At 68.5% G+C, this 11,390-nt stretch carries 9 protein-coding genes, 1 tRNA gene, 1 other RNA gene and 1 pseudogene; 8 read left to right on the forward strand and 4 right to left on the reverse strand.

Translation table 11 applies throughout. The features are described from left to right. Positions 1–46 precede the first annotated feature (46 nt). The 3 genes from rnpB to LQV45_RS10115 all read right to left on the reverse strand — a co-directional run bounded on the left by rnpB (position 47) and on the right by LQV45_RS10115 (position 2,882). Positions 47–406: RNase P RNA component class A (gene rnpB / locus LQV45_RS10105), an RNA gene on the reverse strand. 28 nt (positions 407–434) lie between these two features. Then, complete coding sequence (locus LQV45_RS10110) at positions 435–2,147, reverse strand: bifunctional 3'-5' exonuclease/DNA polymerase (protein ID WP_230006906.1); 1,713 nt, start codon at positions 2,145–2,147, stop codon at positions 435–437. A 6-nt stretch (positions 2,148–2,153) separates the two neighbouring features. Then, positions 2,154–2,882 (reverse strand): zinc ribbon domain-containing protein, encoded by a 729-nt coding sequence (locus tag LQV45_RS10115; protein WP_230006898.1) that lies wholly within the window; start codon positions 2,880–2,882, stop codon positions 2,154–2,156. A gap of 84 nt (positions 2,883–2,966) precedes the next feature. Between LQV45_RS10115 and LQV45_RS10120 the strand changes: the two genes are divergently transcribed. From LQV45_RS10120 to LQV45_RS10155, 7 genes and pseudogenes are all read left to right on the forward strand, one after another. Next, positions 2,967–3,293 carry a hypothetical protein gene (locus LQV45_RS10120; RefSeq protein WP_230006899.1) on the forward strand — a complete coding sequence of 109 codons (327 nt, stop codon included), beginning with the start codon at positions 2,967–2,969 and terminating at the stop codon, positions 3,291–3,293. Between the two features lie 300 nt (positions 3,294–3,593). Next, positions 3,594–4,529 carry a hypothetical protein gene (locus LQV45_RS10125; RefSeq protein WP_230006900.1) on the forward strand — a complete coding sequence of 312 codons (936 nt, stop codon included), beginning with the start codon at positions 3,594–3,596 and terminating at the stop codon, positions 4,527–4,529. Positions 4,530–4,564: 35 nt separating this feature from the next. Then, positions 4,565–4,640, forward strand: a tRNA-Val gene (locus LQV45_RS10130). A gap of 430 nt (positions 4,641–5,070) precedes the next feature. Beyond that, a complete protein-coding gene (locus tag LQV45_RS10135; RefSeq protein ID WP_230006901.1) occupies positions 5,071–5,643 on the forward strand; it encodes a TetR/AcrR family transcriptional regulator in 573 nt (190 codons plus the stop codon). Positions 5,644–5,714: 71 nt separating this feature from the next. Beyond that, the gene (locus LQV45_RS10140) at positions 5,715–6,551 is read left to right on the forward strand and encodes an SDR family NAD(P)-dependent oxidoreductase (protein ID WP_230006902.1); all 837 of its coding nucleotides are present in this window, start codon (positions 5,715–5,717) and stop codon (positions 6,549–6,551) included. Between the two features lie 437 nt (positions 6,552–6,988). Next, positions 6,989–7,933, forward strand: a complete 945-nt coding sequence (locus LQV45_RS10145) for a zinc-binding dehydrogenase (RefSeq protein ID WP_230006903.1) — start codon at positions 6,989–6,991, stop codon at positions 7,931–7,933. A 212-nt stretch (positions 7,934–8,145) separates the two neighbouring features. Next, positions 8,146–8,394 (forward strand): annotated as a pseudogene (locus LQV45_RS10155) (IS481 family transposase); the annotation flags it as partial. Between the two features lie 228 nt (positions 8,395–8,622). On the opposite strand, the gene LQV45_RS10160 reads toward LQV45_RS10155, so the two are convergent. Next, positions 8,623–9,318: a DUF1345 domain-containing protein gene (locus tag LQV45_RS10160; RefSeq protein WP_230006904.1), complete on the reverse strand. Its 696-nt coding sequence runs from the start codon at positions 9,316–9,318 to the stop codon at positions 8,623–8,625. A 234-nt stretch (positions 9,319–9,552) separates the two neighbouring features. Between LQV45_RS10160 and aceE the strand changes: the two genes are divergently transcribed. Then, on the forward strand, positions 9,553–11,390 hold a 1,838-nt coding region (aceE, locus tag LQV45_RS10165), incomplete at its 3' end, for a pyruvate dehydrogenase (acetyl-transferring), homodimeric type (RefSeq protein WP_230006905.1).

Consider the following 11,390-nt stretch of genomic DNA (forward strand, 5'->3'; position numbering starts at 1 on the left):
ACCCGGGGCGGGGTGGGGCGGCAGATCTCCGGTCAGTCGTGGAGCGCGAATGGGCCGGCCTGTACGCCGGGTTCTGTCCGGGGGCGTGAGCCCCGTGAACGGTCATCTCTCTCGGCGACACGTTGCCGTGCCGCTCCAGCGGCCTACCCGGGGACTCGGCGAGCCGCGTCTGCATCCCCTGTCTGGCCTTGCTCCGGACGAGGTTTACCTTGCGGGTCGTGTCACCACGACCCCGGTGGTCTCTTACACCACCCTTTCACCCTTACCCGCTCGAGGCGGGCGGTCTGCTCTCTGTGGCACTGTCTCGCGGATTGCTCCGGGTGGGCGTTACCCACCGTCCTGCCCTGTGGAGCCCGGACGTTCCTCGGCACGGGCGAACCCGTGACGCGACCGTCCAGCCGACCCATTCGCATCCCCGAGTCTACGCGGGCGGCTCAGCCCTTCTCGGCCGTCTCGCCGATCCGCAGGTCGAGGGGAAAGTCGATCGGGAACGTGCCGAAGAGCAGACGACCGGCGGATGCCGCCGACTCCCGGACCGCGTCCGCGACGGCGTCGGCGTGCTCCCGAGGGGTGTGCACGACGATCTCGTCGTGGAGGAAGAACGCCAGGTGCGGCACGCGCGAGAACGCCGGGCCGGAAGCGGGCGCCGCGCGGGCGGCATCCACGGGGTCCAGCGCGGTCAGGCGTGTGCGCAGGTCGGCGAGCCACGCGAGCGCCCATTCGGCCGCGGTGCCCTGGACGACGAAGTTGCGGGTGAAGCGACCGCGGTCGCGCGAGGCGCGTCGGGCGCGGGTCTCGTCCGCGCCCGAGGCTTCGGAGTCGCTCGCTTGCGACTGGAGCGCGCGCCAGATCCCGCCCGCGGGCGGAGAGGTGCGTCCGAGCCAGGTCTGCACGCGGCCACCCTCTTCGCCGACGCGGGCCGCGTCATCCACGAGTTTCATCGCGCGCGGGAACGTGCGCCGCAGTCGCGGCACGAGTCGCCCGCTCTCGCCGGTCGTCGCGCCGTACATGGCGCCGAGCATCGCGATCTTGGCTTCGGCGCGTGTCGCCACCGCTCCGGCATCCACGATTCCGGCGTAGAGATCGCGACCGGATGCCGCCTCGGCCAGCGCCGTGTCGCGTGCCATTGCCGCGAGCACGCGCGGTTCGAGCTGCGCGACGTCGGCGGTGACGAGTGTCCAGCCCGGGTCGGCGCGGACGGCGGTGCGCAGCTGCCGCGGGATCTGCAGCGCTCCCCCGCCCGACGACGCCCAGCGTCCGGTCACGACGCCCGCGGGGACGTAGACCGGGCGGAAGCGTCCATCGTGCACCCACTCGGCCATCCACGCCCAGCCGTTCGCGGTGTACAGGCGCATGAGCTTCTTGTACGCGATGAGCGGGGGGACGACGGGGTGATCGTGCTCGGCGAGCTCCCAGCGGTTGGTCGACTCGACGAGAAGTCCCGCGCGGTGGAGTGCCCGCAACAGGCGCGGCTGCGAGTCGAGCGAGACGCTCGGATCGTCCAGCGCCGCGCGTACCTCTGCGGCCGCGTGCTCGATGCGGGTGGGGAGGCCTCCGGCGACGCGCGATCCGAGCTGATCCTCGAGCAACCGGCCGTGGGCCTCGACGTTCCAGGGCAGTCCCGCGGCGTGCAGCTCGGCGGCGATGAGGGCACCGGCGGATTCCGCGGCTCCGAGGAGCCGCAGGGCGCCGGGCGTCGCCGCCGACGCGATCGCGGCACGCTGGCGCCGGTACTCGGATGCCACGGCCTCGACATCGTCGGGAGGCCCGTCGGTGTTGCCATCCAGCGAGAACAGGACGTCGGTGTCATCGCGGGGGACGGAGGTGGCATCCCATTCCTCGTGGGAGCGGAGGTCGTGGTCGTCGCCGACGCTCGCGGCGTCGCGCAGCAGGGCGTGGACGAGCCGCAGGTCCCACGCACGAGCGACGCGCACTCCCGCGGAGAGCAGCGGCGCGTACCAGTGGGGCGTGTCGCTCCAGACCCATCGCACGTCGTCGACGGCCTCACGGTCGCCGATCGTCGCGGGCAGGTCGTCGCGCGCGACGGTGACCGTGCGGACGATGGTGCCCGCGGCATCCAGGTCGCTGAGGGCGATGGATCCGGATGCCGTGCGCCCGACGACGACCTCAGTCGACGAGGGCGCCAGGGTGGCTCACCGCGATTCTTCGGTGCGGACGAGGATCGCGCCGCACTCGGGGCAGAACACGACCTCGTCGGTCTGCGCGCGGCGGACCACGGCGAGATCGCTCGGCGGAAGCACCATGCGGCACGCTTCGCACGCGCCGGCGAGAAGCAGACCGGCGCCGGTGCCGCGCGCGGCGAGACGCTCGTACAGGGCGAGGAGATCGGCGGGGACGGCTCCGGCGACGGCGTCGCGATCGCGGCGCGCGGCTTCGAGCCGGTCGGTGGCCTCGGAGACGACGCGCTTGGCCTCGGCGCTCAGCTCGGCGCCTTGCGCGTTCGTCTCGGCGATGAGCGCCTCTTGCTCGGCGACGGCGGCGTCGGCCGCCTCGAGCTGCTCCATCAGGGCGATCTCGGCGTCTTCGAGGTCGCTCTTGCGGCGCGCGAGCGAGGTCAGCTCGGCCTCGAAGCCCTGCGCCTGCTTGGCGTTGGTGGACGCGGCCAGACGCTCGGAGTCGCGCTTCACGCGGGCGTCGACGACGGCGACATCGGACTCGACCCGGGACAGCTCGACCTTCAGGTCGTCGCGGACGTTGGCGCGCGACGCGAGCTCCTGCGCCAGCGTCGAGCGCTGCGCGATCAGCTCGCGCACCTGCGCGGCCTGCGGCGGGTTGCCCTTGACGTGCTCGTCACGCCGGATGCGGGCGTCCAGGTCGGCGAGATCGAGGAGTTTGCGCTGGTCGGCGGGGTCGGCGTTCACGGAGTCCACGCTACCCCGGGGGTGGGACAGCGATGGTGCGGATAGCGTGGATGGTCCGGAACGGTTGAGGCGAGGGGGCGGACAGTGGCGATCGTGGGCGGTCTGGTCTTCGTCCTGGCGGGACTCGTCGCCTACACCGGACTGTGGAAAGGCTGGATCCGCGTCCGCCGGGGCTACGGCAGCACGATCGGATTCTCCTGGCTCTGGCTGGGGCTGTCGTTCACCACAGCGGGAGTGGCCCTGCTGGTCGACGACTACTCCCGCGTCGCCTCGACGATCCTGATCGGTGCGGCTGGGGTCCTGTTCGTGATCGCCGCTATGGCGTTCTTCTGGCTCCCGGCCATCCTGCTGCCGCGCTGGTACCGAGTTCTCCGCGGAGACGCGGATGCGGTCAGGAACGGGCGACGATGAGCGTTCCCGCCTCGCCCGCAACCCCGCGCGCGGTCTCGACGCCGTTCGCCGACCTGCGGATTCCGGTCGAGATCGAGGCGACCGAGACGACGGGCGGCCGTCTTCTCCTGACGGTGGCTTCTTGGACGCAAGACCATCAACCGAGCATCGAGCTCACGGCGGTGGCGGGCACGGCCCCGCTGGCGGATGCCTCCTTCGAGACCCTGTGCGCGGCGAGGCAGCGGCATCCGGATGCCGTGGTCGTCGGTGCCGACGTCTGGGACTACGCACCGGATGCCGACGGGCCCCCGAGCGCATCGGGTGACCGTCGCCTACGACGACATCGTCGCGGTGACCTACGTGTGGGCGACGGGCACGCAGATCGTGCGGCTGGACGCCCGCTTGGTGCCGTCGCAGTTCTCCGCTCTCGCGGTGGCGATTGACGCAATCGCCGCGACGGTCGTGCCCACCGCGCCTGCTGTTGACGTCGACCGTGCCGCAGGAGCCGTCGGTGTGGCACCGCTCAGCCATGAGCTGTCCGAGCGGGCCGGCTTCCCGCTCCCCTCGCTCGCGGGGTTCGCCCCCGCGCCGTTCGTCTCGGACATGCCGAGAGTGCCGGCCGGCGCGCTCTCCGCGTTGCTGGCCGGTGCGGGCCGCGCGCGTCTCGGAGCTCCGTATGGCGTGCTCGCCCGAGCGGCGCGGGACACTCCGGAGGCGCTCTCCCTGCGGCAGGCGTCGCTCGTCGACGACCGGGGTCGGCTCACGGTCGAGGGGTCCGTCGTCGCGAGAGCCCTCTTCCGTACGACGCACATCATCGCCGCGCGCGTGCGCCGAGGCGGACGCGGAGCGCTCCTCCTCGTGTACGGGGCTCCCGACGGCCGACTCGTCCTCCTATCGGATCCCACGGTCGCAGAGCAGGAGGCCGGGGCTCCCGTCGACGAGGCGAACCGGCACGTGACGGTCCTGGATGCCGAGGAGATCCCCCGGTTCCTGTGCGCCTGGGTCGGCCTGACGCCGTTCTGGTCCTTCGGGGACGAGTCGACCATCGATCAGACCGAGATCGAGACGCGCGTCGCCGCCGGCGACACCGAGGTGTTGGTCCAGCGTCCGGGCGTGTCGTTGCTCGACATCGTCGACGCGGACGACAGGTGGCACCGGCTGGGGCCCGCGGAGGACGGCATCCATCCCCTTCGCGTCGATCCCACCCGGGCTTTCTTCGACGATCTCGTCACGCTCTGCGGGCAGGCGCTCTCCTGATCGGCGACTCACGTCGGGCTAGACTCGAAGCCCCAGGGCCTTTAGCTCAGCTGGTAGAGCGCCACGTTTACACCGTGGATGTCGTCGGTTCGATCCCGGCAGGGCCCACCAAAGTGTCGATGTTCACACATGCGACGTCGGCAGGTTTGACATCCTCCCCCGCGCGCAGGCTGGCCTCATAGGCCAGTGCTGCCGCGTGGACTGCTGGGTCAAGTAGCGTGTCGAACGGCTCGCCGGGCTCTGCCTCTACCCGGTCGGCGTTCTCGACCTCGTAGACGTGGATGCGCTCGAAGAACGCCTGGTTGCAGATGCGCCGGAGTGAATCGTCAATGCTCATGTAGATCGCGTGCATGTCACCAGCCAGAGCGCTGGGCGGAGCGGCAGAATGTCGGCGAGTCGTTCCAGGGTCCACCCCGGCGCGTGGCGCTGCGGGTGCCCTTCATGGTGTCCATGAAGCGGAGGCGTTGCCGCCTGCCGGACGATGTGTGAGCGCGATGAACGTGGTGGCAGTTACTGCCACCACGGGGGTAGTGTCAGTGGCATGGCCGAAGTCGAGGGCGTCGCGGCTGCTCGCCTGCGCGCGTCGGAGCGTTGCTGCGACCTCTTCATCTCCCGCGGGACGACCGATGTGACGATCGCGGAGATCGCCGACGTCATCGGGGTCTCGCAACGGACGTTCTATCGGTACTTCCCCACCAAGGCGGAGAGCGTGAGCCCCGTATTCGACTGGACAACGGCTCGCTTCGAGGAGACGATCACGAAAGCCGCTCCGGGTGCTCCGCTTCCCGAGGTCCTTCTCGCGGCTTTCCGCGCCGGCCTCGGCGGTGCGCAGGAGGCGCGCACCCGCGCCCTCTTCCCCCTCGTCTTCGCGGATGCCGAGATGTGGTCGGTGTTCCTGAGGAAAGTCCACGACGGTGAGCGTTCCTTCGTGAGCATCATCGCCCCGCGCCTCGCCTCGGGCGCCGACAGCGTCGCTGCTCGCACCGCGGCAGCGGCTGTCGCCAGTGCCACCCGGATCGCACTCGAGGTCATGGTCACCGCGGGTGCGGACCCGGAAGCCGTCTATGCGAACACGATCGACGCGTTCGCGTCAGGAGCCATCCGCCAACAATGACGGACAGCGCCCGCGCGGCTCGGCCCACCCGCAGGCGCGAGAACCAAGGGCCAGAAGACAGGGACAACATCATGACAGGATTGCTCGAAGGCAAGGTCGCCATTGTCACCGGCGGGGCCAGCGGCATCGGACTCGCGACGGTCGAGCGCTTCGTCGCCGAGGGCGCGAAGGTCGCCATCGCCGACATCCAGGACGAGTTCGGCGGGTCCATTGTCGACCGGCTCGGTGACAGCGTGCTCTACGTGCACACCGACGTGACGGACGAGAGCGCCATCGAGGCGCTCGTGGCCGCGACGGTCGAGCGCTTCGGCAAGCTCGACGTCATGTTCAACAACGCTGGCGCGGGGGGTGACCGGTCGCCGATGCTCGAGATCGGCTCGGCCGGATTCGACAGGACGATCGCGCTGCTGACCGGTTCGGTACTCCTTGGCCACAAGTACGCGGCACGAGAGTTCGTGAAGCAAGGCACCGGTGGATCCATCATCTCCACCGCATCCGCGGCCGCGCTGCAGGGGGGATGGGCGAGCGCCGGATACACGATCGCCAAGCACGCAGTGGTCGGAATCATCCGCCAGGCGGTCGCGGAGCTCGCACCGCTCGGTATCCGATCGAACGCGATCGCACCCGGGATCATCATGACGCCGATCATGGCGCGAGGCTTCGGTCTGCCCGACGAGGAGGCCGTCCCGTTCGCCGAGTTCCTCGCCGAACGGCTCGGGCCCTCGCAGCCACTGCAGCGCACCGGTACCGCCGACGACATCGCGAAGGTCGCCACCTTCCTCGCCAGCGACCTTTCGGACTATGTCACCGGGGCGACGATTCCCGTCGATGGTGGAGCCACCGCCATCACCCTGGGAACGTTCGCAACCGATGTGGCCGCCGCGGCCGAGGAATACAGACAGCGCTGACTCCTACGGGGCCGTCGGGACCTGCGGGGTCACGACGGCCCCGCTGGCGGGGGGCGTTGTGGCGTTCACCTCGGCGTCCCTGAGCGCGGCCGCTTTCCGCATCCGGCCCCTCGAACTCGGGATGCCGACCGGAACGGGTCGGATACCGATCCGCGAGTTCGACCGCATCGCAGGCCGGACGCGGTGACGTCTGACCGGAAACAACAGCAGTTGGACGTACCCCACCTCAACGACCGGGAGGGGCACCGCGTGCTGCTGTATTACGCACCTCCCGGGGCGTGGCGGCGCTGACACGAGGGGGCAGTCAGGAGATGCGCGCGACGTCTCGTGACTCATCGTCGCGGGGGCCCTGGCGCCGGGACTAATGGTTGGCTGGTGACGAGCGATCACATTTCGCATCTGTGCGCCTGGTGACCGCATGACAGAGGAGGTCTCATATGAAGGCATGGCAGTTCGTCGAACAGGGACGACCGATCCAACTGAACGACGTCGACGAGCCCACGCTCGAGGCTGACGGCGTCATTGTCAGCGGCAAAGCGGCCGGTATTTGTCACACCGACACCGGCTACCTCGACGGCACCCTCACCTCCGCTCTGCCATTCCACCCCATCACGCTCGGCCATGAGATAGCAGGCGTCGTCGCTGAGGTCGGAGCCGACGTCACCGCATTCAAAGTCGGCGACAGGGTAGTCATTCCGGCGAGAATGGAGGGGCCCGGAACGTCTCTCAACGGTGGTTTTGCTGCCAGAGTCGCCGCCCCCGCCGCGTTCGTCGTGCCCCTTCCCGACGGCATCGGCTGGGATCAAGCCGCCGCCGCGAGCGACGCTGGTATGACTGCGTACCATGCCGCCGTGGGCCAGGGAGGTGTGACGCGGGGAACCAAGGTAGGGATCATCGGTTTCGGTGGCCTCGGCTCCCTCGGGGCTCAGATCGCCCTGGGCCTCGGCGCAGACGTGTTCGTCGCAGAGAAGAACCCCAAGGCGAGGGACTTCGCAGCGTCCCTCGGGATCACGCACGTGAGCGAGGCCATTGTCGACTTCGCCGACCAGGATCTCGACGTCGTCGTCGACTATGCAGGCTTCGGCACAACCACGGCCGACGCCATCACCGCCGTCCGCGCCGGCGGCACCGTTGTCCAAGTCGGCTTGGGCGTCGCCGAGGCAACGATCCCCATCGTCGATCTCGTCTCGAAACAGGTCCACCTGGTCGGGTCCTTGGCTGGCAGTAACGACGACTGCGCCGCCGTCCTGGACATGATCGCGGACGGCAAAGTGTCCTCAAATCTGACCCACGTCACGTTCGACGAGATCGCGGACGGCATCGCGAAACTCAAAAACGGCGAAGTCGTCGGCCGCCTCGTGGCCATGATGTCCTCGGTGTGATGTCTAGGGACGTTGTTTCGGTGACATGGCAGTGAAGAGCTAAGAGGCGAGGGCCTCTGGTTGTGAGGTGGAGCTGTTGAGTTCAACCGCTTCAGGAACCAGGAGGCCCTCGTGTCCCACGCTAACGACGCCCTGACTCCACGCGCCCGACTCCGCCTGGCGCGCCTGATCGTTGAGGATCACTGGTCGCCGCAGGTCGCGGCGAAGATGCTCATGGTCTCGCCGGTGACCGCTCCCGCGTCGCTTACGCCGAGATCTGCGCGGACGAGAAGGCCGCAACGGCAATCGGTGTCCTGCACCGCGCCGTCACCTGATTCGCCGAGCGTGGTGTCCGCGTCGAGCGGGTCCTCTCCGACAACGCCTCGGCATACAAATCCCACGCCTGGCAAGATCGCACGCTTCCACCGCACGCTCTGGGCTCGCGGTTACGCGCGACGCGCACGACATCGTCACGGAACTCGGACGGGTAGGGCTTGGGTACAGCAACATCCTTCTAGGGCGTGTTGATAAACCCATTGGAGGGTGGAGGCGAGCCAGATGGCGGAGTGGTAGTTGCGGGCGTTACAAGCACCGCAACGTCGTCGAACGCTGCTTCAATACTCTTGGCCGTCTTGCCGGGGGCCCGGGAATTGCGTCTCCTCGTGCTCATGCGTCGCGGCCGCACGAACCCGCCGCGCCTCACCTGAACCTCAGCTCAGCACATTCACGCTCCGCGCGATCACGAGCGCCAACAGCACGAACCCCGAGATCGCCTGCACCATCATGAACAGCTTCGCGCGGATGCTCAGGGGCATCACGTCGGTGGGGCTGAAGGCCATCGCGTTGGATGCCGAGAAGTAGAGGTAGTCGATGTAGCCGGGTGCCCAGTCCTCGACGTCGGAAGAACGACGGGCGACCTCGCTGACGGCGTCGCGGTCCGAGTCCTGCGGAAACTGGAAGTCCGCTGGCGGCAGCTGGTCGCGGGGGTCGCGCCGACGGACGACGGGTCCGCCGCGGTCCATCTCCCAATAGACGACGGCGTAGCCGATGACGTTGATCGCCCAGACCTGTGCGGCTCCGAGCAGCACCACCGCTCCCCCGCTCTGTCCGTCGAGCAGCTGTTGCACGAGCAGGAAGAACGTCACCTGGTTCGCCGCGAGAAGCACGGCGACGAATCCGAGCGCGAACGCGCGTCCCACCCACGTCTCGCGGTTCAACCGGCGGGGGTTGGTGATGACCATGGGGATCGCGCAGAGGATGCTGGCGCCCACCACGACATAGCGGAGCACTCCCGAGACATCGCTGGGCAGGACCGCGTAGAGAATCGTCCCCAGGGTGAGCGAGATCAGCACCGGCCACCGGTGCTCGGGGCGGGTGCGGAAGTCCGCTCGGTCGCTCGACGTCACGCGCTCAGGCTAGACCCGTGGCCCTTTCCACCCGTCGTGACGCGGCACGAACGGGGTGGATGCCTCGACACCGAGGCATCCGTGTTCGTTCCGGCGTGCTCGTGCCGACGTGGGCATCCGTCGCGGTCCCGACTGGGTAGGCTGGACGATGGTGAATTGTGCGGAGCAGACAAGGGTTGCCGCACACGTATGGCGATTCTCTGGCATGACCTGCCAGACGACGAAAGGTCTTCCGTGACTGTTCACGACCAGGATCCGTATTCGCAGGGGCCGCAGGACAGCGACCCGGAAGAGACCTCTGAATGGCAGGAATCCCTGCGTCAGCTGGTCCAGGCGAAGGGCCCCGCACGCGGGCGCGAGATCATGCTGAGCCTGCTCAAGGGCTCGAAGGATCTGCACCTCGGTGTTCCGATGGTGCCGACCACCGACTACATCAACACCATCGCGCAGTCCAACGAGCCCGAGTTCCCGGGTGACGAGGAGCTCGAGCGCCGGTACCGCAAGTGGATCCGCTGGAACGCCGCGGTCACGGTGCACCGTGCGCAGCGGCCCGGTATCGGCGTCGGCGGTCACATCTCGACGTACGCGTCTTCGGCCGCTCTGTACGAGGTCGGCTTCAACCACTTTTTCCGCGGTCTCGACGACCCGTCCGGCGGCGACCAGATCTTCATCCAGGGCCACGCCTCCCCCGGCACGTACGCGCGCGCTTACCTCGAGGGTCGCCTCTCCGAGGCGCAGCTCGACGGCTTCCGCCAGGAGAAGTCCGCCGCGCCGAACGGCCTCCCGTCGTACCCGCACCCTCGCCTCATGCCGGAGTTCTGGCAGTTCCCGACGGTGTCGATGGGTCTCGGTCCGATCAACGCCATCTACCAGGCGATGTCGAACAAGTACCTCAGCAACCGCGGCATCAAGGACGTCGCCGACTCGCACGTCTGGGCCTACCTCGGCGACGGCGAGATGGACGAGGTCGAGAGCCGCGGACAGCTCCAGGTCGCGGCCAACGAGGGCCTGGACAACCTGACGTTCATCGTCAACTGCAACCTCCAGCGCCTCGACGGCCCGGTGCGCGGCAACGGCAAGATCATTCAGGAGCTCGAGAGCTTCTTCCGCGGTGCCGGCTGGAACGTCATCAAGGTCGTCTGGGGCCGCGAGTGGGACGACCTGCTCGCCCGCGACACCGAGGGCGCGCTGCTCAACCTCATGAACAGCACCCCGGACGGTGACTATCAGACATACAAGGCCGAGAACGGCGCGTACGTTCGCGAGCACTTCTTCGGACGCGACCCCCGCGCCCTCGAGCTCGTCAAGGACTATACCGACGAGCAGATCTGGGGCCTCAAGCGCGGTGGCCACGACTACCGCAAGGTGTTCGCGGCATTCAAGGCGGCCAAGGAGCACAAGGGCCAGCCGACCGTCATCCTCGCCAAGACCATCAAGGGCTACGGCCTCGGTCCGCACTTCGAGGGCCGCAACGCGACCCACCAGATGAAGAAGCTGACGCTGGACGACCTCAAGGCCTTCCGCGACGCGATGGACATCCCGGTCACGGACGCGCAGCTGGAGGAGAACCCCTACCAGCCGCCGTACTACAACCCCGGCGAGAACGACGAGACGATCAAGTACATGCTCGAGCGTCGTCGTTCGCTCGGCGGCTTCCTGCCCGAGCGTCGCACGACCCACGTCGGTCTCGAGCTGCCCGGCGACCAGGCCTACGCGCTGCCCAAGAAGGGTTCGGGCACGCAGGAGATCGCGACGACCATGGCGTTCGTCCGTCTGCTCAAGGACCTGCTGCGGGTCAAGGGCTTCGGCCACCGCATCGTCCCGATCATCCCCGACGAGGCGCGCACGTTCGGTATGGACGCGTACTTCCCGACGGCGAAGATCTACAACCCCAAGGGTCAGCACTACACCTCGGTCGACCGCGAGCTCCTCCTGGCCTACAAAGAGAGCCCCCAGGGCCAGATCATCCACGTCGGCATCAACGAGGCGGGCGCCCTCGCGGCCTTCACCGCGGCGGGCACGTCGTACGCCACGCACGGCGAGCCGCTGATCCCGGTCTACGTCTTCTACTC

It is taken from the genome of Microbacterium sp. Bi128, assembly GCF_918698205.1.

Bases quoted from the DNA above. Each gene is read 5' to 3' on its own strand.
- LQV45_RS10135 (WP_230006901.1), top strand. From the start codon at position 5,071: ATGGCCGAAGTCGAGGGCGTCGCGGCTGCTCGCCTGCGCGCGTCGGAG.
- LQV45_RS10140 (WP_230006902.1), top strand. From the start codon at position 5,715: ATGACAGGATTGCTCGAAGGCAAGGTCGCCATTGTCACCGGCGGGGCC.
- LQV45_RS10145 (WP_230006903.1), top strand. From the start codon at position 6,989: ATGAAGGCATGGCAGTTCGTCGAACAGGGACGACCGATCCAACTGAAC.